General features: G+C 43.2%; 19 protein-coding genes, 1 tRNA gene and 3 pseudogenes. 5 read left to right on the forward strand and 18 right to left on the reverse strand.

Annotated features, from left to right (window positions below):
- Positions 1–467 precede the first annotated feature (467 nt).
- Positions 468–1,676, forward strand: a pseudogene (locus OCV47_RS11215) (IS110 family RNA-guided transposase).
- Between the two features lie 215 nt (positions 1,677–1,891).
- Here the strand turns inward: OCV47_RS11215 and OCV47_RS11220 are convergent.
- Both OCV47_RS11220 and OCV47_RS11225 read right to left on the reverse strand, forming a co-directional pair.
- Positions 1,892–2,158: a hypothetical protein gene (locus OCV47_RS11220; RefSeq protein ID WP_262655148.1), complete on the reverse strand. Its 267-nt coding sequence runs from the start codon at positions 2,156–2,158 to the stop codon at positions 1,892–1,894.
- Between the two features lie 362 nt (positions 2,159–2,520).
- Positions 2,521–3,633, reverse strand: a complete 1,113-nt coding sequence (locus tag OCV47_RS11225; RefSeq protein ID WP_117449472.1) for an ABC transporter ATP-binding protein — start codon at positions 3,631–3,633, stop codon at positions 2,521–2,523.
- Between the two features lie 307 nt (positions 3,634–3,940).
- Between OCV47_RS11225 and OCV47_RS11230 the strand changes: the two genes are divergently transcribed.
- Positions 3,941–4,894, forward strand: coding sequence for a 3'-5' exonuclease (locus tag OCV47_RS11230; protein WP_262655149.1), 954 nt, complete (start codon positions 3,941–3,943; stop codon positions 4,892–4,894).
- Between the two features lie 23 nt (positions 4,895–4,917).
- Here the strand turns inward: OCV47_RS11230 and OCV47_RS11235 are convergent, their stop codons facing one another.
- A complete protein-coding gene (locus OCV47_RS11235; RefSeq protein ID WP_256298248.1) occupies positions 4,918–5,655 on the reverse strand; it encodes a tyrosine-type recombinase/integrase in 738 nt (245 codons plus the stop codon).
- Positions 5,656–5,735: 80 nt separating this feature from the next.
- Positions 5,736–7,430, reverse strand: coding sequence for a serine hydrolase (locus OCV47_RS11240; protein ID WP_262655150.1), 1,695 nt, complete (start codon positions 7,428–7,430; stop codon positions 5,736–5,738).
- A gap of 214 nt (positions 7,431–7,644) precedes the next feature.
- On the opposite strand from OCV47_RS11240, the gene OCV47_RS11245 reads away from it, so the two are divergent.
- Complete coding sequence (locus tag OCV47_RS11245) at positions 7,645–8,958, forward strand: amidohydrolase (RefSeq protein ID WP_262655151.1); 1,314 nt, start codon at positions 7,645–7,647, stop codon at positions 8,956–8,958.
- Here OCV47_RS11245 and OCV47_RS11250 read toward each other — a convergent pair.
- The 10 genes and pseudogenes from OCV47_RS11250 to OCV47_RS11295 all read right to left on the reverse strand — a co-directional run bounded on the left by OCV47_RS11250 (position 8,850) and on the right by OCV47_RS11295 (position 15,841).
- Complete coding sequence (locus OCV47_RS11250) at positions 8,850–9,470, reverse strand: hypothetical protein (protein WP_262655152.1); 621 nt, start codon at positions 9,468–9,470, stop codon at positions 8,850–8,852. The genes OCV47_RS11245 and OCV47_RS11250 overlap by 109 nt on opposite strands.
- 95 nt (positions 9,471–9,565) lie before the next feature.
- The gene (locus tag OCV47_RS11255; protein WP_262655153.1) at positions 9,566–10,036 is read right to left on the reverse strand and encodes a YbaK/EbsC family protein; all 471 of its coding nucleotides are present in this window, start codon (positions 10,034–10,036) and stop codon (positions 9,566–9,568) included.
- Complete coding sequence (locus OCV47_RS11260; protein WP_262655154.1) at positions 10,037–10,951, reverse strand: ketopantoate reductase family protein; 915 nt, start codon at positions 10,949–10,951, stop codon at positions 10,037–10,039.
- A 4-nt stretch (positions 10,952–10,955) separates the two neighbouring features.
- Positions 10,956–11,372: pseudogene (locus tag OCV47_RS11265) on the reverse strand (FKBP-type peptidyl-prolyl cis-trans isomerase); the annotation flags it as partial.
- Between the two features lie 237 nt (positions 11,373–11,609).
- Positions 11,610–11,909, reverse strand: a pseudogene (locus OCV47_RS11270) (beta-galactosidase); the annotation flags it as partial.
- A 159-nt stretch (positions 11,910–12,068) separates the two neighbouring features.
- Positions 12,069–12,614 carry a hypothetical protein gene (locus OCV47_RS11275; protein ID WP_117449479.1) on the reverse strand — a complete coding sequence of 182 codons (546 nt, stop codon included), beginning with the start codon at positions 12,612–12,614 and terminating at the stop codon, positions 12,069–12,071.
- A 57-nt stretch (positions 12,615–12,671) separates the two neighbouring features.
- Entirely contained in the window at positions 12,672–14,249 is a 1,578-nt protein-coding gene (locus tag OCV47_RS11280) for an AAA family ATPase (protein WP_262655156.1), read from the reverse strand.
- A gap of 31 nt (positions 14,250–14,280) precedes the next feature.
- Positions 14,281–14,892 (reverse strand): class I SAM-dependent methyltransferase, encoded by a 612-nt coding sequence (locus tag OCV47_RS11285; RefSeq protein ID WP_262655157.1) that lies wholly within the window; start codon positions 14,890–14,892, stop codon positions 14,281–14,283.
- Between the two features lie 3 nt (positions 14,893–14,895).
- The gene (locus OCV47_RS11290) at positions 14,896–15,354 is read right to left on the reverse strand and encodes a DUF1653 domain-containing protein (protein ID WP_256298265.1); all 459 of its coding nucleotides are present in this window, start codon (positions 15,352–15,354) and stop codon (positions 14,896–14,898) included.
- A 76-nt stretch (positions 15,355–15,430) separates the two neighbouring features.
- Positions 15,431–15,841, reverse strand: coding sequence for a peptide deformylase (locus OCV47_RS11295; protein WP_262655160.1), 411 nt, complete (start codon positions 15,839–15,841; stop codon positions 15,431–15,433).
- A 371-nt stretch (positions 15,842–16,212) separates the two neighbouring features.
- Between OCV47_RS11295 and OCV47_RS11300 the strand changes: the two genes are divergently transcribed.
- Complete coding sequence (locus OCV47_RS11300) at positions 16,213–17,556, forward strand: MATE family efflux transporter (RefSeq protein WP_262655162.1); 1,344 nt, start codon at positions 16,213–16,215, stop codon at positions 17,554–17,556.
- A gap of 59 nt (positions 17,557–17,615) precedes the next feature.
- On the opposite strand, the gene OCV47_RS11305 is transcribed toward OCV47_RS11300, so the two are convergent.
- The 4 genes from OCV47_RS11305 to OCV47_RS11320 all read right to left on the reverse strand — a co-directional run bounded on the left by OCV47_RS11305 (position 17,616) and on the right by OCV47_RS11320 (position 20,841).
- Positions 17,616–17,700 (reverse strand) — tRNA-Leu (locus tag OCV47_RS11305).
- A 79-nt stretch (positions 17,701–17,779) separates the two neighbouring features.
- On the reverse strand, positions 17,780–18,490 hold the full coding sequence (locus tag OCV47_RS11310) for an alpha-amylase family protein (RefSeq protein ID WP_262655163.1): 711 nt from the start codon (positions 18,488–18,490) through the stop codon (positions 17,780–17,782).
- A 53-nt stretch (positions 18,491–18,543) separates the two neighbouring features.
- The gene (locus OCV47_RS11315; RefSeq protein ID WP_262655165.1) at positions 18,544–19,809 is read right to left on the reverse strand and encodes an MATE family efflux transporter; all 1,266 of its coding nucleotides are present in this window, start codon (positions 19,807–19,809) and stop codon (positions 18,544–18,546) included.
- A 108-nt stretch (positions 19,810–19,917) separates the two neighbouring features.
- Positions 19,918–20,841: a LysR family transcriptional regulator gene (locus OCV47_RS11320; protein WP_262655167.1), complete on the reverse strand. Its 924-nt coding sequence runs from the start codon at positions 20,839–20,841 to the stop codon at positions 19,918–19,920.
- Between the two features lie 238 nt (positions 20,842–21,079).
- Here OCV47_RS11320 and OCV47_RS11325 point away from each other — a divergent pair, with 238 nt between their 5' ends.
- Positions 21,080–22,132 (forward strand): substrate-binding domain-containing protein, encoded by a 1,053-nt coding sequence (locus OCV47_RS11325; RefSeq protein WP_262655168.1) that lies wholly within the window; start codon positions 21,080–21,082, stop codon positions 22,130–22,132.
- The last annotated feature ends 120 nt before the right edge of the window (positions 22,133–22,252 follow it).

A 22,252-nucleotide genomic window follows, 5' to 3' on the forward strand; every position in this document is an offset into this window, starting at 1 on the left:
GCCTGAAGCCTGTGCTGATAAGTTCTGCATATCCCAACCTCCTGTCTGTCTTTTGCTGTCTGTTATCCCCCGTTTTCTACGATTTTACGCCTCACTTTGCGTGTTAGTCAATAAAATACATTTTTAGGGAATCCTAGTCTTTGCAAGGCATTTCTGTCTGAAGATAGGCTGGGAAAATGGATATCCTTTTCTACTACAATATATTTATGGTTAATATCCCTTACAGCCAGTAAGGAATTATCCATCTTGTTGCTTAAGCTGTATAATGATGGAGCAATTAGTATATCGTCCCTTTTCTTGGACATCGCGTCCGCAATTAAGACTGATAACCAGCTCCTCATTCGCAGCGTTCGTTTTATGCAGGTTGAATCGCCATAGGTACATTCGCGTCACACCACAGTAGATTGAATAGGCAATGAGTAAAACTGGTATTTATCCATTGCAATAATCTTAAGGAGTGACAATTTATGAACGCAGTAGGTATCGATGTTTCAAAAGGTAAAAGTATGGTTGCTATCATGCGACCATTCGGTGAAATTGTTTCCACACCTTTTGAAATCAAACACACGGCCAGTGACATCCGTTCACTTGTAGAACTAATCAATTCTGTTGAAGGTGAGTCCCGAATCGTGATGGAGCACACAGGACGTTATTATGAAGTCCTCGCTCATCAGCTTTCAGAGGCAAATCTTTTCGTCAGTGCCATTAACCCAAAACTTATCAAAGACTTTGATAATGATTCTCTTCGTAAAGTGAAATCTGATAAAGCGGATGCTTTTAAGATTGCCTGATATGCTCTTGACAAATGGCAAAATCTTAAACAGTATAATGTTATGGATGAATTACGCAATCAGCTCAGAACCATGAACCGTCAGTTCGGCTTTTACATGAAACACAAGACGGCTATGAAAAATAATCTTATCGGCATCCTTGACCAAACCTATCCTGGTGTTAATACTTACTTTGACAGTCCTGCACGCAGTGACGGCAGCCAGAAATGGGTTGATTTTGCATCTACATACTGGCATGTGGACTGTGTCCGTAAAATGTCCCTGAATGCCTTTATCGACCATTATCAAAACTGGTGCAAACGCAAGAAGTACAACTTCAGTCAGTCAAAAGCTGAAGAAATCTATGGAAAAGCAAAGGAACTTGTTCCTGTACTTCCAAAGGATGCCATTACAAAGCTTATTATCAAGCAGGCTGTAGACCAGCTTAATAGTGCCTCTACAACTGTTGAATCACTACGCACTCTCATGAATGAAACTGCATCCAAACTCCCGGAATATCCTGTCGTTATGGCTATGAAAGGGGTTGGAACTTCACTTGGTCCTCAGTTGATGGCTGAGATCGGAGATGTTTCCCGTTTCACTCACAAAAGTGCTATTACTGCATTTGCCGGTGTAGATCCTGGTGTTAATGAATCCGGAACCTATGAACAAAAAAGTGTTCCTACCTCAAAACGAGGTTCCGCTGATCTTAGAAAGACTTTATTTCAGGTAATGGATGTCCTGATTAAAACGCATCCTCAAGATGATCCTGTTTATCAGTTCTTAGATAAGAAACGTGCTCAAGGCAAGCCTTACTATGTCTATATGACTGCAGGTGCTAACAAGTTTCTAAGAATCTACTACGGACGAGTGAAAGAATATCTTTCATCTCTTCCAGAATCTTAATTATCCACTAATATTTTCAGACCAGCACTGGTGTGGTGGTCTTATTTTGATACCCAATTTTCAACCTGTATAAAATTTTCAATGTTCTTTCAATTTAGCCTTGACTTTTTATTTGCAGGCTTTATTTTGTAACTTTTACTTTGACTTTTACTGTCTTACTTCCGGATTTTACTGTAATAGTTGCGGTACCAGCTTTCTTAGCCTTGATCACACCCTTAGAAGTTTGTTTTGAAGTTGTCGAACTTTTTCTTTGGAGTTATTAGTCTGCATGACATTCTCTCACTCTTACCCTCTCTACAAACATGAATGAAGTAAGGAACCTTCCCATAAACTGCGTTATCTTGCACAGTCATTATCGGTACTATGTTCCTCTCCGACTCCCTCCCATCAGAAAATACGACTTCGCCAAGCTTATACGCTTTCTTTTTACCTTTCGGTGATGGGTAGGGTCTCTCCAGTTCCGAACCACACTTTTCATACATACCGCTTCCTCTATACCGAGGGATTCCTCCGTGCTGCTTTCCAGTATCTTCACACGTTCCATGGCTTTCACCCATATGCCCAGAGTTCAGCTTCCCCTTGTTCTCTTGCCAGAGACCTTTTTAACGATACGGCAGAATTCACTTTATGTTACGGTCTGTATGATTGCTCGCTCCTCTTATTGAGGTTACTTTATCCACTCGCTTAGCACCCTGTATTACTACAACGCACCGAGTTTAGCTACACGGCTCACTGGCGATTACCGTGACCGGACTTACACCGGCAAGTGTGGTCCAGCTTCGCTGGACACACTACATAAAAAAGGAGAGACTCATCGCCTCTCCTTTTATCTGATTCTTAATTTTTAGTTTGTGATAGTAAGTTCTGTCTCTTTGTCGAATACATGGATCTTCTCTGCATCCAGTGCAAACTTCACAGTATCACCTGTTCTTGCTGTTGTGGTAGGATTTACACGGGCTGTCATAGGGAAGTTCTCTACATCGAAATACAGGAATACTTCTGCACCCAGCAGTTCGTATACTCTGATCGTAGATTCTACTACAGTATCTGGTGATGCAGCAATAAATTCTGCACTGTCATGTACATCTTCAGGACGAATACCCATAACAACAGTCTTTCCAACATAACCGCCATCTATAAGAGCTTTTGATTTTGCTTCTGGCAGTTTGATGCTGTGCTGACCAACTTTTAATGTAACATTCTTTCCAGCTGCTTCTACTACGGCATCCATGAAGTTCATCTGTGGTGATCCGATGAATCCTGCTACGAACAGGTTGCCTGGATTATTGTACAGATTCTGTGGAGAATCTACCTGCTGAACAACACCGTCTTTCATAACAACGATTCTGGTACCCAGTGTCATAGCCTCTGTCTGGTCATGTGTTACGTAGATGATCGTAGCACCCAGTCTCTGATGCAACTTGGAGATCTCAATACGCATCTGAACACGAAGTTTTGCATCCAGGTTTGACAGTGGTTCATCCATCAGGAATACCTTAGGATCACGTACGATAGCACGTCCCATAGCAACTCGCTGTCTCTGTCCACCGGAAAGAGCCTTTGGTTTACGGTCAAGCAGCTTGTCCAGGTCAAGAATCTTGGCAGCTTCTTTTACCATTTTATCGATCTGATCCTTTGGAACTTTTCTCAGTTTCAGACCAAATGCCATATTATCATATACAGTCATATGTGGATACAGAGCGTAGTTCTGGAATACCATTGCGATATCTCTGTCCTTTGGCTCTACATCGTTCATAACTTTGTCACCAATCTTCAGTGTACCTTCGGAAATCTCTTCCAGACCTGCAATCATACGAAGTGTCGTAGATTTACCACAACCTGAAGGACCTACGAAAATGATGAATTCTTTATCTTCAATCTCAAGGTTAAAGTCTTTTACTGCTTCAAAACCATTTGGGTATCTTTTATAAATATGCTCTAAGGATAAACTTGCCATTTTAATCTTCCTCCCATTTTATGCGTCGTCTGCGCTCTTCTTAACATGAAACCAGTATAACTGCTTTTCCTGTTTCGCGCCATGACACTATTGCCCAAACTTTTTTTGATTCTCTTGTGACTTCTGCCTTTCGTCATCTTTTTTTCTGAAACCCATGAGCAACTTGCCGAAAGAATCTCTCCTTTGCTATGCAAGTTGACGGAAAAACAATCCTCTGGTATCATGATGATGCCAGGGTTCCAAAGTGCATAGCACGCAACAATCCGCTGGCATCATACACACCATGCAACATCAACAGGAGACTATTATGAATTATATTGTATTTGATCTGGAATGGAATCAATGTCCAGATGGAAAAGCAAAAGAGAATCCGGCACTTCCTTTTGAGATTCTGGAGATCGGCGCAGTAAAACTGAACAGTGAAATGCAGGAAGTCAGCCGTTTCCACGAACTGGTTCAGCCTTCTGTTTATAAACGCCTGCATTCCATGACCCAGTCTATCATTCACCTTTCCGCAGATAAATTAAAAAAAGCCGATCCTTTTCCGGCTGTATGTGAACGATTCCGTCAGTGGTGTACAGAAGATGCCACCTACTGTATCTGGGGTTCCCTGGATCTGCTGGAGTTTCAGCGCAATATGCGCTATCATAACGTGGAGAACTTTTTCCCTTTCCCATTAAAATATCTGGACATTCAGAAGTTATACAGCATCTGTTTTGATGACGGGAAGAGCCGCAAATCACTGGAGACGGCTGTGGACGAACTTCAGATTCCAAAATCTCAGACCTTTCATGCTGCTCTCTCCGATGCATTCTACACTGCAGAAGTCATGAAACTTCTTCCTGACAAACAGCTTCATCATTTTTATTCTATCGATTATTTTCGCAGTCCGAAAAACAGACGTGAGGAAATTTATATCATTTTCGATGGATATTCCAAGTTTGTCTCAAAAGAGTTTTCTTCTAAAAAAGACCTGATGAAGGACCGAAAAGTCACTTCCACCAAATGTTATCTCTGTGGCAAAAATGCGAAAAAAAAGATCCGCTGGTTTGCCAGCGGCGGTAAAAACTTCAGCTGTCTGGCCTATTGTGAAGAACACGGCTATCTGAAAGGGAAAATCCGACTGAAAAAGTGTGAGAATTCAGATGGCTTTTTCTGTGTAAAAACCATCAAACAAATTGATGTAGACCGGGCTGGAGATCTGCTGGAACGTAAACTGATTCTCCAGGAACGAAGACGTTTAAAACGGCACCATGAATGATTCCATTCATGGTGCCGTTTTTCTTAGTTGGTCTTATTATAATTCTTAATCAGTTCTTCTACTTCTTCCAGAAGGCAGTCAACCTTACCGTAAAATGCATCATTGTTTGTCGGATTATCCAGTTCTGATTTCAGGTGCTGGAACAATTCGATGATGTTATCCATTCGTTTCTTTCCGTTTCCGTCTTTATAGAGGAGATAACGGCTTCTTTCATTTTCTTCCGGAGTCATCTTCTTTAATACTACCTCTACATTTGGCTTTTCTCCAATGTAACGGTAAGTAATAGAAGGTGAAGCATGATTTAACAGATTCTGCAGATAATAGATATCATTGGTACTCTTATAATATCTCCATGCAAATGTTTTTCTCATGGTCTGTGCACCGATTGAATTCAGTCCCAGTTCTTTTCCCACATTCTTAAATACACGATACGCCTGTTCTCTGGATAAGGAAGATGCAGAGCTTGCATGTCCAACGATCAGATATGCTTCCGGATCCTTGCCTTCTGTGTAGTCTAAAATAATTTTTTTCAGATCTTTATTAATCTTGAATGTTCGTTTAATATTCTTGGTTCCAATGCAGGCTTCGATCTCATCCTTTCCACGAATATCCTTATTTTTGAATTTCAGGATCTCCTGAAGCTGAAGTCCGGTTCCCACACCGATCTCGAACAAAATATAGTATTTATCATCTACCTTGCGAAGTGCCTGTTTGAAGCGTTCCAGTGTTTCGTCATCCTTAATTGGTGATACCCAGTTCATATTAATTATTCCTCCCTTATTTCCACAGCCGTATGCTTTTTTCCCCTTACGGCTGCCTGCTCCTTTTTACGATTTCGTATTTAAGCTTCCCCTGATGTCTGTTCTTCTGTCTCCGGCTTTTGTTCTGTCTGCTCAGCTTCTTTTTCGCGGTTTTTCTTCCGCTCTTCTTCCAGCTGAATTTCCAGTTCATGTGCCCGGAGTTCCGCTTCCACCTGTGCTGCAGATTTTTCTTCAATCTCTGCTTCCAGTTGCCTGCGCAGCGCCATCTCCTGTGTACGCAGCTCGATCATTTTTTTGTATTTCTTATTTCTGCTGATCGATACCAGTAAAAGCGGTATAAAAATAATCAACAGGATTGCCCCTATTATAACAGCAAATACGGTATGTGTCTTAATGAAAAGATCTACCTTATCATACCCTCCTGCAATTGCAGTCAGTACTTTATTATTCGCAAATGCTCCATTTTGAATCATTCTGGTCAGTCCACCTGCTTCCGTTTCTGTCTCGGTTTCTGTTTCCGTCTCGGTTGGTGCCTCTGTCTCTTCTTCCCATTCCCCTGTATAGGTAAAAGAAGCACTTCCCAGAGCCTGATCCCCATAATAATATGTCAGCTTTCCAGTCGTAAAATCCATCTTTCTGGTAAGTGCCGACACTTCCACTCCGTTCGGTATGGTAAGCGTTGCCGTTTCTCCTACCGTAAATGGAGGCTGTGACAAATCAGCCTGTTTGATTTTCTCTAGTTCCGTTGGATCATCAATTCCGATAAGCTCTGTATTCGTTATACTCTGGTCCAGATTATTGACCTGTACTTCCTGAAAGTTGTCAAATCCGTAATCCAGCACAGTCTTCGTGTCTCCGTATTCGCTTTCCTGCCCCGGTGCATGCAATACCACACTGATCAGGAGCATGCCATTTCGTTCTGCTGTAGATACCAGGGTATTCCATGCTTCATCCGTATATCCGGTCTTGCCTCCGATAAATCCATCATAGGCTCTGCTTTCATCCATCAGCATACCGTGATGATTGGCAAAATACCTTTTTTCCTTCACCAGATTCGTCTCTGGATAACTGTACTCCTGTGTATGGATGATCTCCCGGAACTTATCGTACTTCATGGCCTCCTGGGTGATCAATGCCATATCATAGGCACAAGTATAATGATTCTCATCATGCAGTCCGTTTGGGTTCACGAAATGTGTATTGACGCATCCCAGCTGCGCTGCTTTTTCATTCATCATATTGGCAAAATTCTCTACACTTCCACCAATATGCTCTGCCACCGCATTGGAGATCTCATTGGCCGATGCCAGCATGATACCGTACAGGCACTGCTCCAGTGTCAGTTCTTCTCCCTCTGTCAGTCCCAGATGTGCACTTCCGTATTCAATACTGTACACCGCATTTTCTGAAAAAGTAACCGTATCATCCAGATTTCCGTTTTCCAGCGCAAGCAACACCGTCATGATCTTGGTGATACTGGCCGGATATTCCTGTTTGTCAATGTTCTTGCCATACAGAACTGTTCCCGTATTGGCATCAAAGCAAATCGCCGCATCGCATTCTACTACGTCCCCCTGCGGCCACCCAGGGATATCATTTGTCTGTACCGTAGGATCAATGGCTTCTTCACTTCCAGTATCTCCTTCGGTATCCGAATCTCCCTCTTCTGCACTCACTTTATCATAAGAGGCATTGTCTGGAAGCTGTGTCCAGCCAGGGTTTACACACATGGCTGCCGTAAGCAGCAATGCGGTCCACAATTTCCCCTTTTTCATTATTTTCCTCCTGCTAAGCTTGTTTTGTTTCGTAATAAAATCCGAAACCTCCCCCATTTTGCAATACATCACATATTATAACAATCTGGGATATCCTTTTCAAGACACTTTTCGAAAATATTTTAGATTCTTTCCTGTCCTTTCTTCCAGATTTGGACAGCTATGTTATAATATGTTCGTAACTGTTCACGAAACCGAAAGGATACTACTCATTATGTTTTCTGAATCTGATTTTCTTGAAATGTTAAATACTGATATCTCATCCCTGACTCCGGATCTGATCCGGCTGCGCAGGGACTTTCATCATTTCCCGGAACCGGGCTGGTGCGAAGTGCGCACCACTTCCATCATTGCAAAATATCTGACGGATCTTGGTTATCAGGTGCTGACCGGTCCGGATGTGTGCGCCACCGACGCCCGCATGGGTCTTCCATCTGAAGAGGTGCTGGAATCTCACTACCAGCGTGCCCTGTCTCAGGGTGCCATACCAGAATATGCTGCGTCAGCCCGTGGCGGCTTCACCGGAGTCATCGGAACGCTGCATCTTGGTGCCGGTCCTGTGATCGCCTTGCGTTTCGATATTGATGCCCTGCCTATTAAGGAAGACGAAAGTGCTGATCACCTTCCATACAAAGAAGGTTTTTCTTCTCAAAATTTGGGATTTATGCATGCCTGCGGACATGATGGACATACCGCTGTTGGTCTGACCGTTGCACGGATTCTGTCTGAAAGGAAAGAGATGTTCTCTGGAACTGTCAGACTGATTTTCCAGCCTGCAGAAGAAGGGGTTCGCGGTGCCCGCTCTGTTGCAGAACATGGACATCTGAACGATGTGGATTATCTGATTGGAAGTCACATTTTCCCATACAGTACGCCCGGTGAGCAGATCGGTGTATCGGTTGGTCCTACTCTGGCTACTACCAAATTAAATGTTACTTTTTCCGGTCTTTCTTCTCATGCGGCTCTCCCGGAAAAAGGCCACAATGCCATGCTGGCCATGGCCTCTGCCATTCTAAATCTCCATGCGATTCCAAGACATTCGGACGGTCCATCCCAGATCAATGTAGGAACCGCCCATGCCGGTTCCGGCCGAAATGTCATTTGCGACCATGCAGAGCTGGAACTGGAAGTACGGGGCTGCAGTACAGAAGTCAACCATTACATGGAGGCATATGCCACACAAATTCTTCAGGCTGCTGCTGCCATGCACTCCTGCACCAGCCAGATCGAGACCGTTGGATCCGCTCCATCTGTCATGAATGACTCTGATATGATACAACTTTTGCTGGATACTGCTGCTTCTCTGAAGCTTACTATGCGTACTCCAGATCCAACTGCTTCTTTTAGTGAAGACTTCTCCTATCTCTCAGAAGCGGTACAGGCACACGGTGGAAAAAGTCTGTTTTTCTATACACTGACTCATACAGCTGCACCTGGACATAATCCAGATTTTGACTTTGACGAAAATGCATTGCCAATTGCTGTGCAGATGTTTTGCATGCTAGTATATCGGTTATTCCACAGATAAGACATATTCAGCCGCAGAGCTCCGAAATAATCCAGTGGCACTTCGCCTTCTACCACCTGATCTCTTTCCTTTCGAAGGGTGATAAAACAGCGATCCTTCTGCGGATCCATCTCCGTATAATCGCTTCTTGTAAAGCAAAGCTGCTTCGAACTGGACTTTCTCATCAGACATGCATGCAGAATCATCTCTGCCACATCCAGAATATCCAGCACTTCATGGGTACGCATCAGATCATGTGGATTCTCACATAAACCCACCAGATCTGGATTAAACAGCCACACTCTGGCTGGTCGGGACATGGTCAGCATGGTTGCTTTTGCACGAAACACCAGAAGTTTCCAGGTATGCACATTCATACCGATCGCACCGATGCCACGTTTTTTCCCATTCTCCACAGTAATCAGAAGAGCTGTTGCCTCGGTACGGTCATAGATCTTCACGCCCAGACGCTTTAACTCTTTCCAGCAGTCGGTCATACCCTTCCCTGCACTCAATATAATGAGCAATTCCATTGCTGTAATGATCCTGTTCCGGCTGAACCGCTGCGCTTTGTAGCAGCTTTTTCCACCAGAATTACTTTTTTCCCTGAAAAAATTATCTTCTATTACTATGCCGGTTCTTTACACACATCCACCCAGCCAACTGCTCCTGCCACTTCTTCCAGTTCTGCTATGGTCAGTTTCACTGCGCTGTGATCATTCCCTGCCGCCGGATACACCGTATCGAACTGCTTCAGACTTTCATCCAGATACACCTTGACACCTTCTTTAATTCCAAACGGGCAGACACCGCCGGGTGCATGTCCGATCCATTTTTCCACTTCCTCAAATGGAATCATTTTTGCTTTCATATGAAAGGTATCTTTATATTTCCGGTTATCTACTCTTGCCGTGCCTTCTGTGAGAATCAGTATGGCTTCCTCTCCAATCAGAAATGACATGGTCTTGGCAATCATGCCTGGTTCTACGCCCAGCGCCTGTGCCGCCAGCTGGACAGTTGCACTGGAATCTTCCAGTTCGATCACATGATCTGCATAACCTTTTTCTGCCAGATATGCTTTTGCTTTCTCTAATGACATTTACTTTATGCCTCCCAGCTTTTCTGCTACTTTTTCATAAACAGGAACCGCTACTCCATATTTCTGTCCCATCCGGACTACTTCATATACCAGACCGTCGATCTCAGAACTCTTTCCGGCATAGACGTCCCTCTGCATGGATGTAGTGGCTTCCGGTGCCAGATTCGCCAGAATGCGCAGATTCACATCCACCATATCTTTTTCAAACGGCACTCCCATAGCATCTGCCAGTGCTGCGATCTCACGAATCATTGCCTTGAATGTCTCACGCTGTTCGCCTTCTTTTTGGAAGTCTCCGGCTGTTGCATGATAATACAGTCCTGCTGCCCCAATCGGTGATACATAAGAAAACTTCTCCAGCGCATCACGACGAATATTTTCAGAAAGAACTCCATAAATGCTGCTATCGCAGAGATCTTTCTCAATCTCCTTTAATACCGGACGATATTCCTCTTTTTCCCGCACTCCAAAGACCACTTTCAGAATCTTGCCATGCTGGAGCAATACTCCTGGCTCTTTGATATTGGCAGATACATAGATGCAGCCATCTGTCACCAGAAATTCTGACAGTTCCTTCTGCATTTTTGCACCGGTTCCATAGATGTTCAAAATCGGGATCACCACGGTATCCTTCTTTGCCACTTTCTGAATAAATGGAATCGTATCTGCCAGAGAATATCCCTTTACACAAACCAGAATCACATCCGGCTGTTCTGTATAATGCCCCATATCTGACGTTTTTACCGTGATCGTCTCGGTGGACTGATCCCACATTTTTTCTAAAATCAATCCTTTTGTCTGCATCTGCTTCAGATGTGCTCCTCTGGCAATCAGTGTCACATCCTTTCCGGCTTTTGTCATGTAATAACCCACCACACCACCGGTTCCCCCTGCACCAATAATCAGGTACTTCATGTTCTTACTCCCCAACTTCCACAAGTTCGATCTTGAAATTCAGTTCCTTTCCTGCCATCTCATGATTTGCATCAAAGGTAATGGTTGTCTCATCTTTTGCTGCTACGCTGACCGGGAATGGCTGTCCTGCTGCATTGGATAAATACACTCTTTCTCCTACAGAGAGTCCTTCTGATCCCGGAAGCTGACTGATCTCCAGCGTAAATACATTCTCCGGATTTGGCATGCCATAGGCTTCTTCCGGCATCAGATGTACATCCACGATCTGACCTGCTTCCATATCCTTAACTGCTTCGTCAAACCCTTTGATCATCATGCCTGCACCACAGACAAACTCCAATGGCTCGCCACGATCATAGGAAGAATCAAACTTTGTTCCATCATTAAAAGTTCCAATATAATGTACCTTGCATTTCTTATTCTCGTTACTCATCGTTTTCTCCAATCTTTTGCTTTTTCGACAATCTTTCCCTATCATACCATGAAGATCTGTGCTTTCGCAAGATAACGCAGTAAATTATACCAAAGAACCAGCCAAATATTACTTACGCATATCTGACTGGTTCTCATAGTTTATTCTATTCCATATTCTTTTAACAACTGCTTACAGTATATCTTATCTTCTGTTGCTCTCTGTAAATCGTCCAGACGCTTTTCTTTCAGCAGTCTGGTGCGTCACAAATCTTCTCCAGTCCAGATTCAGTGCATGAAGCTGTGTCTCACCGATCTTAGACGGTGCCTCAATCTGGTCAAAGTTATTATAAGTATGGCTCCAGAAGGTGGTACACCAACGGTCATTCAGGTTCTCGATAGTCTGATATTTTCCCTTCAGCCATTTGCGAAATGCATCCTGGCACAGCGGACAGTAGCATTCTCCGCCATACTCATTGGAAATGTGCAACAGAATCACGCCTGGATGTGCAGCTACTTCCTGCGCCAGTCCCTTTGCCATCGCATTCGGACGGTAGTCATGCTTCTCAATAAACTCTAATACTCTTTCCCTTGTAGCCTGCCCAATACGTTCTTTTCCTGAATAACAATACCCCAATTTACGCAACCGTTTGTTCATTACTGATAAGTAATAACAAATCAAGACTTGAATAACAAGTGGTTATTTTTAACCAACGTCCCGGCTGTACTTTTCAAAAATATCCAGATACTCCTGTTCCACCTCTTCAAATGGCTGTACTTTACATTCCACTTTTATATGCATTTCCGGTTTCTCTCTATCCGGTGTCATATCCAGCAGGTTAACCAGATCGTACCATAACAGATCATCATCGATCTCTTTTACCTGCCGCTGTTCTTCTACTGTCAGATCCGTACCGAGGAATTTGGTGTAGATCACACTCAGCAGATATTCTTCCTGCCGGATGTATTCCTGCATGGTCTGCTTAAAAGGGCGTGGTACATCAGACATATAACATTCACTGGCATCGTGCAGGAGACATGCCAGTACGATTCGATTGGAAAGTCCCCGCCCTGCCGCCTCTTTTGCACAACAGATACAATGCTGCCCCACAGACCAGAACGTCGTCACATGCCCGTTTCCACGGCACAACAGGGATAACGCATGTGCAATATCCTCTATAATGATTCCTTCCGGATCCGGGTGCACCGGATCCAAATGTTTTCTGGTGTAGGTCGTAATATAACTGCTCATGGTATGTCTTCTCCTTCGGTAACATAATTCACTATAGTTTTCAAAATCCAGATTCGTCTAATCGTGATTTGATTCTATTTTGCACTGATATTCTTTCGTTTTCTTATTATAGCTGATACCTGCGAGAAGCAGATCTCCGGTATATTGTTTTAATGATTCCGGATATCGTTTCTCTTTTATCTGCTCTATAGCAGTCACCGCCTTTTGGTTCCATTTCATTTCTACCACCAGTGCCGGATAATCTTCCCTGTACTCTGGTTTCGGGAGATACACAAAATCTGCAAATCCTCTGCCTGTCGGCAGTTCTCTTATAGGCTTAAAATAATACTTCATAGAACTCAGGTACGCAATGGTCAGTACACTGCTTAAGGAATTCTCATCATGATACTGAATCGTTGATGCATAGTCCATGTGTATTTTTTCAATACCTGCTGCCACTGCATCTGTGTCCATCTCCAGAGTCGCATTCAGAAGTGCTTCTGACTCCTTCTGAAAACTGATCATTTCATCCCATTTTCTTCTTCTGGTTGCCCTGACCATTTCCTGTCTGAGTTCTTCATTTGGGATAAACGCAGTCTGATAAGTCTGATCGTACCCCAAATATCCAAGATGAATCAGATAAGTAAGAACATCATCTTTATTTTCAAAATGCACCGTATCATTCTGGAAAGAAGAAACATCTACTTCCACTGCCTGACCGGATAGCATCGTTATAATATCATTACGCAATCCGTCAAAGTTCATATTAATCAGAGGAACTACTACATCATAGGAACCAGTCTGTGACCAGTAGCTCTGAAATTTTTTCCATTTCATGACTTCTATTACAGATTTAGGATTATAAACCTGATAACCTTCTAACAGATATCCATCATACCATCTTTTTACTTCGTCATAGTTTTGGTTTTTCTTCACACATAGCTCTTTTACTTCATCTTCTGTAAAGCCTATATACTGTGCCAAAATTCTTGCATCAAGCATCGTAAATTCACTAAAATTATTTAATGCCGACTGAGTTTTTACTGGCAGGATCCCTGTTAAGTATGCTAATGCTATATATTTTGTTGGAAGGATTCCTTTAAACAAATCACGCAGGAAATTAATATACTGCTCCTGTACCTGATGATTCATTGCCTCATCTCGGATCAGTACATCCCATTCATCAATAATAATTACAAATCTGGCTTTTGTTTTCTCGTTAATTCTTGAAAGTGCTTCTACAACAAATTTGACTTCTTCTGTCACGATCTCTGGGTAAAACTCTCTCAGTTCCTGAATAACATTCTCAGTGATATACCCAATGACTTGATCTGGGCCGCCTGCCACATTCATACACCACTGCACATCAAAATGAATCACATCATACTGATTCATGTATTTTCTAAAGTTTCCTGTCTGACTGATTTTGTATTTCGAAAACATGGTTTCCGAATCACAGCCCTTACTGTAATAAGCAGCCAACATATCTGCCGTTATAGACTTTCCGAATCTGCGGGGACGGCTGTTACAGATAAATGCATCCGTAGACTCCAGTACACGATTGGTATAACCTATAATTTCTGTTTTATCCACGTAAATCTCTGCATTTAATGCCGTCTGAAAACCACTGTTGTCTGGATTTACAAAACATCCCATTGTTTCACATCCTTTCTAACTCTGTTCGCATCTATTCAAACTCAAATACCACAATCCGTTCCCTTGGATTATCCCCCGGGAACAGGTCTCTGCAGTCTATTTCATCTGCAAACATCAGCTCATCCACCGTCATCAGATACGCTATATATTCGTCCGATGGATAATAGAAAAACAACTGTATATTCCGCATCTGTGCATAATAAGATTCCAGAATCAGCGCCAATACTTTTTTCAGCAAATCCAAAGAAAACGGATTAAAAAAGAAAAAGCGGTCCACCTGCTCCGGCACCTTATATTCCACTGCATCTGCCTGCACAAAAGAGACTTTTTCTGCCAAAACCCCTTTCTCTTTATTCAGAACTGCTTTTTCAAAAATCTGCTGATCGTATTCGATCCCTATTGCATGACATCTGGTCTGATATGCAAGGAAAAAATCCACCCGGCCTTTTCCACATCCATAATCAATCATCGTATTCTTTTTCCCAATATATCCAGAATTGGCCAGACGCTCCAACACCGAATATGGCGTTGGTTCATAAGGGTATCGATATTGATCAGAATGAGAATCATCCCTTCCTGTCGTACGAATGTGCAGCAAGTTATCCCATTCTTTCTCTTTCTTCTCTTCTGTTCCTTTTCCCACTCTCTATACGCTCACTTTCTCAAACCGGTATTCCTGCTTTACGTCTGGATATTTTTCACGATCCACTTTGCTCATAAACATGGCATACGGTCTGGCACATACTTTAAATGGTGCATACAATGCCTGATAAATTACCAGTTTCTCTCCATTTTCCGTATGCTGCGCAAACGCCAGCACTTTATACAGATACTCCGATGTATCTGCGGATACCCATTCCCGTTTAAAATGCTGTACAATATCTCCAACCAGGATATCCCGCTCAGGCACTTCTTCTCTTACTTCTGGCTCTTCCGGCTCTGTATCCAGTTCCATGTATTCATCTTTATCCAGCGACACCGGCACTCCGGATTTCCCCGCAATGTGGACTCCGCCATACCAGGTTCCGGTTACTTCATAAATACCGCCCACTTCATATTCCAGTGAATCATCATCTTTCTTTTTTATTACTCTGATTTTCGCCATGTTATTCTTCATCCTCACTCACTAAAATCATGTCCTACAGTAAAACTATTTTATCTTTTCCATATTTCCAATTAATTCATATTATCACTCCATCACAATGATCCATCTCATGCTGGCAGATCTGCGCCGACCAGCCACTTAACGCCATCTTCTGTTTCTTCCAGTTCTGATCCAGATATTCCACTTCAATCTTCTCATATCGTGTCGTTTTCCGCACCCCTGTCAGCGACAGGCATCCCTCTTCTGTCTCATATGCTCCACTCTTTTTGCGTATCACAGGGTTAAACATGACGATATCGATCATGCCCATGTTCACAATAATCACACGTTTTTTTATGCCAATCATATTCGCTGCCATACCCACACACTCTTCTCTGTGGGCTGCCAGCGTATCCTGTAAATCGATTCCCACCTGCAGATCTGCTTTTGTGGCTGGTTCCGATTTCTGCCCTAAGAAAAGCACATCCTTCATAATCGGTTTTATCATAATTCCTCCTGAATTCTATTCTTATTTAGAATAATTTCAGTATAGCATAACTTAAAAGATCTTGATACCAAAGAAAAAAGATAACTGTTCAGTGCCTTCACAGATACGAAAAAAGTTGCATTTTATGGCACATACTGGCTATCTCATAATAATCAGACCGTGGAAAAATTGAAATGAATTAATTCCGGGGTTAAGTGCCGGATATACCGCTCCAATCCAACCATGAAAAGGAAATCTCGCACCCCCATCTCACAGATCATGGATACGAACACAGACAGGAACCATTTTCAGAACCATTGTTTTTAAACATAAAAAATGCTATGATACTTATTACGCATATTTGCAGAAAAATAATGATTTGAGGATAAAAGATGGACGGGAATTTAACAAAAGGGCCTATTTTAAATACCCTGACGAAACTGGCGATTCCGATTATGGCATCGTATTTTATTGGAACACTTTATAACATTACTGACATGGCATGGATTGGACAGCTTGGATCAAAAGCCGTTGCCGGGGTAGGCGTAGGCGGAATGTTCACCTGGCTCTCTCAGGGCCTGTCATCCATCGCCAGAATGGGCGGACAGGTACAAGTCGCCCAGTGCATTGGCCGTGGCGACCGAGAAAAAGCTCATGGATACGCTCAGGTTGCCATTCAGCTGGCTTTCTACATGGGGCTGATCTTCGCACTGATTTCCCTCATATTCGTGCACCAGATGGTGGGATTTTTCAATCTGACTGACCCGGAAGCGTATTCCGCAGCTGTCTCTTACACCAGAATTGCCTGTGGACTGATTGTATTTTCCTTTCTGACAGTGACACTGACCGGACTGTATACCGCACAGGGAGATTCACAGACACCATTCTGGGCAAATCTGATCGGTCTGGCCACCAACATGATCCTGGATCCAATACTGATTCTCGGACCGGGACCTTTTCCAAAACTTGGTGTCATCGGTGCCGCAATCGCCACCGTTACGGCACAGTTTATTGTTATGGGTATCATGGTTCTGGGTGTTATGCGTCAGAAAAAAGAAAATGTACTAAAAGGGATCCGGCTGGCAGCTGTTATTCCTGGATCCTATCTGAAAGGCATTTGTCAAATTGGAATACCATCTGGGATTCAGGATATGACCTACTGCTTTATTTCTATGATATTGACCCGCATGGTTTCCGGATTTGGCGCCGAAGCCCTTGCAACACAACGGGTGGGAGGACAGATCGAGTCCATATCCTGGCATACAGCAGATGGTTTTGCAGCGGCATTAAATGCATTTACCGCACAGAATTACGGTGCCGGTAAAATGGACCGGGTAAAAAAAGGATACCGGGCTTCTCTCCTGACCGTCGGTGTCTGGGGTCTGCTGGTGACAGCCATCTTTGTATTCGCTCCGAATACCATTGCCAGAATCTTCTTCCACGAGCCAAAAGCCATAGCTATTGCTGTGAGCTATCTGATTATTATCGGATTAAGTGAAGCATTTTTGTGTGTAGAGATCACCACCATTGGTGCTATCTCTGGTCTTGGAAAGACACATCTGTGCAGTATCATCAGTATTCTCTTCACCAGTATGAGAATCCCGCTGGCTATCGTCCTTGGGAATACTTCTCTTGGTCTGGATGGTATCTGGTGGGCCTTATCCTCTACGAGTATGATAAAAGGAATCATTTTTACAGCGACCTTTTTCTGGATTACCAGAAGAAAAAAAGCATGAAAAATGGCTGGAGGCAGACATCTGCTTTCCAGCCACATTTTATATTTCTAAAAAAATAGTGCAGGAGATGGGACTTGAACCCACACGGTCTTAACGACCACAGGCACCTGAAGCCTGCGCGTCTGCCAATTCCGCCACTCCTGCACGTTTCTTGGTCACTGTCGCAACCAAGAACTAATTATACAGATCTATATGGATATTGTCAACAACTTTTTTATTTTTCTCATATTCTGAGTTCAAACATTCTTGCTGTATATTCCTCCGGCAGCTGTACCGTAAGACTTCCCAGATTGCGGTTCCATGCAAATGCTTCCTGTGCATAAGATGGATAAATTCGATCGACCGTAACATCCACACCTTTCAGTTCTGGAATCGGCAGATCCATTGTTTCTTTCTGTCCACATCTTCTCCAGACTGCCAGATATCGTTTTTCGCCACATTTCAGTCCCAACGCTGACCATTCATCTGTAAAAGAAGACAATCCCAGTGGCCAGAATGGCAGACCTTCTGCAATATCCCGGCGAATACACTTATATACTCCAATGCCCTCTTTCACCAGTCCGAAGCGCATCTCATCCAGTTTGGCCAGATGTCCACTCTGGTGAATACGAAGCAACATGGCATTGACCATATTAAAGACCGTTTTTTCCTTCAGTTCCCGCTGGCTGATCTTCTCTTCATGATTCATCGGATAAGCCCAGACTGCTGCCTGCTCCGGCGTTACCGCTGTCGGTGCATTTGCTGCAATCGTCGCATACAGTCGATAATCATCCTGATCACTGGTAGACTGAATACTATATCTGGACAACATAGCATAATCCATCCGCAGCCCTCCACTGGAACAGTTCTCAATAATCAGATCCGGGTAACGCATCCATACCCCTTCCAGCCACTTCAGATAGACCCGTTCATGCTCCAGCATGCCCTGTCCCATGCTGTATTTTTGTCATTTACGCCATGCGTAGCAACCTTCCCTGCACTTTTCTTTCATCTTAACACAGAATGAAATCCAAACCCATATAGAATTACATTTTTCTGATATTGAGAAACCAGTAATGCAATCATAATAATCCAGCTTACATCATAGCTGAAATAAATCACTCGAATATCCCAGAACAGCAAAAGGAGGATCCGACACCATACCACCCGAAAAATACAGTAACAAAGAAGAGAACACAGCATAGGAAATCCTGTGTGCCCCAGCCCTTTTAATCCTCCTATATATACCTGATTGATTGCATATAAAAAATAAAACGGAAAGATACACAAAATGGCCTGCTGTCCGTTTCTGAGTATTTCCGGATCTGATGTAAACAACTTCAGAATTACCGGCGCTGCCAGCATAAGAATTCCTCCTGCTGCTACTGTGAAGGCACTCAGGGTAAGAATACTTTTTTTCATGCCTTCCTGCACACGATCCATTTTTCCTGCTCCATAATTCTGTCCGATAAATCCCGTCAATGCCATTCCATAAGAAAAGGCAGGATAATACAGGAATCCTTCCACTCTTGCAAACACAACCATCCCTGCTGCCGCATCTGCACCAAAAGAATTAATACTATCTTGAATCAGAAGTGAGGAAATACTCATAAAGACTGCCTGCATTCCGGATGGCAATCCGGTATTTATGATCTCCGGCAGTTCTTCCAGGCCGCCAAACAGTCTGGTTATCTGCAGATTATACCGGACATCCAGTCTGATCATTTTCCATATCATAAGCATAGCCAGCACCCACTGGGAAATCACCGTTGCGACTCCTGCTCCCGGAAGTCCCATTCCCAGACCTATCACAAATAACACATCCAACACCAGATTCAATCCCGATGAAAATGTGAGGAAATACAAGGGTTCTCTGGTATTCCCCAGGGCACGCAGAATCGCATTTCCCATATTGTAAATAAACTGCGGAATAATGCCCATCGTACAAATTCGCAGATAATACTGTGCCGTGGAAAATACTTCTTCCGGACAATGAATCCACTGCAAAAAAATTCCAGAACATCCAATGCCGGCCACTGTCATAACAGCTCCGGAGATCAGACTCATCAACACTACTGCATGAAGAATCCGGCTCAGCTTTTGATACTGAAATCCTCCAAATGCAGCGGCCGTCACCGCACTGACTCCGGTGGAAAATCCAACAAAAAAATTAATGATCACAGAAAGAATCAGCGCAGCAAACATCAGTAAAGTTCTCCCAATCGGTCCCTGTTCCATATGAACTTCTGCATTTTTACATTTAAAAATACCCATAACTCCTCCCTTATGTTTGCTTTCCATCACGCTTTGTTATTTAAAGCATAACATATCAGAAGATTTATGGATATTTTCACATTTTTATATCTATGATATAAAAAATCATTATATCATTTCATGATCCTTTTCCAGTGCTCCTTCCAGGAAACTTAAAAAATCCACTAATCCTGGAATCAACGGACGCCCCTGGTATTTCAGATAACCAAACCGGATTTTCTGTTCCAGCCCTTCGATCCTGATCCGTCCAAAATCATTCTGCCGATACATCTCACTAAGCCAGTAGCTTCCCACATTACAAAGATCGGTATTTTCCAGCATACGAATCATCAGGCTGCTGCTGTTGGTAGTCACCACCTTTGGAAGATCGTGGTACCGTTTCCCTGAGGGCAGCACCTCCTCCAACATTGCTTCCACCGAGAAAAAATCATCATCCAACTGAATAAATTCCAAATCTGACAACTCTTCCGGTCTGACACTTTTTCGCCCATAAAGAGGATGTTCCTTTCGCACATAAAGCACCAGATCCGTAGTCAGAAGTGGCACAAATTCCAGGAACCTACGTTCCAGCATATGACGCAGTACCGACCTTCGGTTGTCCGGTACGAATAAAAATCCCAAATCATCCATTCCTTCCGATACCCGTTCCATCATCTCTTCAATTCCACATTCTCGATATTCTATCTTCAGCTTTTCCTTTTGCTGAAGATAATAATGGGTCAGGAGCAATGCCATATGACTGCTGGAATTAGATACAATACGCAGAAAAGGAATCTCATTCTGACTGCTTAATGCAGAAATAGCCTCTGCGTTACGCACCGCATTTACCGCATAAGAATAGATCCGTTTTCCCGCCTCCGTTAGCTCCACCCCTTTTGATTTACGGATAAAAAGTGGCGTTCCAAGCTCCTGCTCCAGGGATTTGATCACCATACTGACATGAGGCTGTGTCGTATACAGTTCCTCTGCTGCCAGTGTCAGAGAGTGATTTCTGGCACATGCAAAAAAACATTTTAACTGACGTAATTCCATATCGACATCCTCCTTCTCGTTTTCTTTTCAGACATACCGGCCATTTCTGTCTCTTATTTTAATATGTCTGCCTCTAAAAAACAATTTTTTATAACAGCTGTTTTTGGAAGTGTTTTTAGTATAGACATACCATTCTCTTACACTTAAAAGTACAGTTTATTGCGAAGCCTGAATCATTTACTGTTCCAGGAACAACATACCCTGGAAAGTTAGATTAATTATACGAGGCTTCTGAATTATGAATGCTAAGACACTTTTGAATAAAAAACAGTTCTGCCTGCTGATGGCTGCCGGAGCCGCTTCTGCCCTGCTGACCGGCTGTTCCGGTTCTTCCGAATCCGCCCCGGAAACATCGACGGAAAAATCTGCCATTGTTGACTATACCTGCTTTTCCAATCCGGAAAGTGCGAAAAAGATCTATGTTATTTTAAAAAACTACCATGGCGATTATTGGAAAAAAGTAATTGCCGGAATCTCTGATGCAGCTGAAGAGATCGATGCTGCCATTTATCTTGGTGGAATTGATAATGAAACAGATATTGACGGACAGATCTCCCTGATAGAGCAGGCTGTAAAACAGAACGCTGATGGGATCCTGCTTGCTCCTGCCAACTCTTTTTCCCTTGTAGACAGCTGCCATGCTGTCAAAGAGCAGCAGATCCCTCTGGTTCTGATCGACTCTTCCATAAACAGTGATGATTACAGCCACTGTTATATGACAAATAATATGAGTGCCGGTGAAACGGCGGCTCAGGAGATGCTCTCTCTGCTGCAGGACGCCGGTAACTCTGCCACTGATCATCTGGAAGTCGGTATTATGCCGTCCTTAGATACCTCTCAGACCATGGTAAACCGCATATCTGGTTTTCTGGATTACTGGTCAAATTATGCCCCTCAGCAATGGAATATCGCTGAAGATATTTACCTTAATGGCGGGAACGTCTCAAAAGCACAGTCCGATGCATCCAGACTGTTGAAAAAGCATGAGGACCTGAAGGGCATCTTCGGCTGCAGCAATACTTCTACTACAGGTATCGTGAATGTACTCACAGAACAGGAACGAACGGATGTCGTTATGGTTGGTTTTGATCTGGCAGATGAAACCCGGCAGTTTATTCAGAATCCGGACTTTTACGGTGCTTCTCTGATGCAAAAGCAGGATGAGATGGGATATCAGGGAATTCTTTCTCTGAACGATCTGATAGATGGAAAAGAATCTGGTCAGAAGTATTTTGACACGGGCATTATTTTAATTGACGAAAACTATCTTATGGAGAATTCTGTCTCATGAAGGAACAAAGAAAAAACCGCAAAATCAGCAAAGTCCTGTTCTTGCTGTATTTAACTGTCTGTCTTGACATTATTATATCTGCTTACTTCCGCCTCAGCCAGATTGCCCACGATTTTAATA

It is taken from the genome of Muricoprocola aceti, from assembly GCF_025567005.1.
Lineage (GTDB): Bacteria > Bacillota > Clostridia > Lachnospirales > Lachnospiraceae > Marvinbryantia > Marvinbryantia aceti.

Coding starts and splice junctions, on each gene's coding strand:
- OCV47_RS11220 (WP_262655148.1), bottom strand. CDS start 2,158: ATGTATGAAAAGTGTGGTTCGGAACTGGAGAGACCCTACCCATCACCG.
- OCV47_RS11225 (WP_117449472.1), bottom strand. CDS start 3,633: ATGGCAAGTTTATCCTTAGAGCATATTTATAAAAGATACCCAAATGGT.
- OCV47_RS11230 (WP_262655149.1), top strand. CDS start 3,941: ATGAATTATATTGTATTTGATCTGGAATGGAATCAATGTCCAGATGGA.
- OCV47_RS11235 (WP_256298248.1), bottom strand. CDS start 5,655: ATGAACTGGGTATCACCAATTAAGGATGACGAAACACTGGAACGCTTC.
- OCV47_RS11240 (WP_262655150.1), bottom strand. CDS start 7,430: ATGAAAAAGGGGAAATTGTGGACCGCATTGCTGCTTACGGCAGCCATG.
- OCV47_RS11245 (WP_262655151.1), top strand. CDS start 7,645: ATGTTTTCTGAATCTGATTTTCTTGAAATGTTAAATACTGATATCTCA.
- OCV47_RS11250 (WP_262655152.1), bottom strand. CDS start 9,470: ATGGAATTGCTCATTATATTGAGTGCAGGGAAGGGTATGACCGACTGC.
- OCV47_RS11255 (WP_262655153.1), bottom strand. CDS start 10,036: ATGTCATTAGAGAAAGCAAAAGCATATCTGGCAGAAAAAGGTTATGCA.
- OCV47_RS11260 (WP_262655154.1), bottom strand. CDS start 10,951: ATGAAGTACCTGATTATTGGTGCAGGGGGAACCGGTGGTGTGGTGGGT.
- OCV47_RS11275 (WP_117449479.1), bottom strand. CDS start 12,614: ATGAGCAGTTATATTACGACCTACACCAGAAAACATTTGGATCCGGTG.
- OCV47_RS11280 (WP_262655156.1), bottom strand. CDS start 14,249: ATGGGATGTTTTGTAAATCCAGACAACAGTGGTTTTCAGACGGCATTA.
- OCV47_RS11290 (WP_256298265.1), bottom strand. CDS start 15,354: ATGGCGAAAATCAGAGTAATAAAAAAGAAAGATGATGATTCACTGGAA.
- OCV47_RS11295 (WP_262655160.1), bottom strand. CDS start 15,841: ATGATAAAACCGATTATGAAGGATGTGCTTTTCTTAGGGCAGAAATCG.
- OCV47_RS11300 (WP_262655162.1), top strand. CDS start 16,213: ATGGACGGGAATTTAACAAAAGGGCCTATTTTAAATACCCTGACGAAA.
- OCV47_RS11310 (WP_262655163.1), bottom strand. CDS start 18,490: ATGGGACAGGGCATGCTGGAGCATGAACGGGTCTATCTGAAGTGGCTG.
- OCV47_RS11315 (WP_262655165.1), bottom strand. CDS start 19,809: ATGGGTATTTTTAAATGTAAAAATGCAGAAGTTCATATGGAACAGGGA.
- OCV47_RS11320 (WP_262655167.1), bottom strand. CDS start 20,841: ATGGAATTACGTCAGTTAAAATGTTTTTTTGCATGTGCCAGAAATCAC.
- OCV47_RS11325 (WP_262655168.1), top strand. CDS start 21,080: ATGAATGCTAAGACACTTTTGAATAAAAAACAGTTCTGCCTGCTGATG.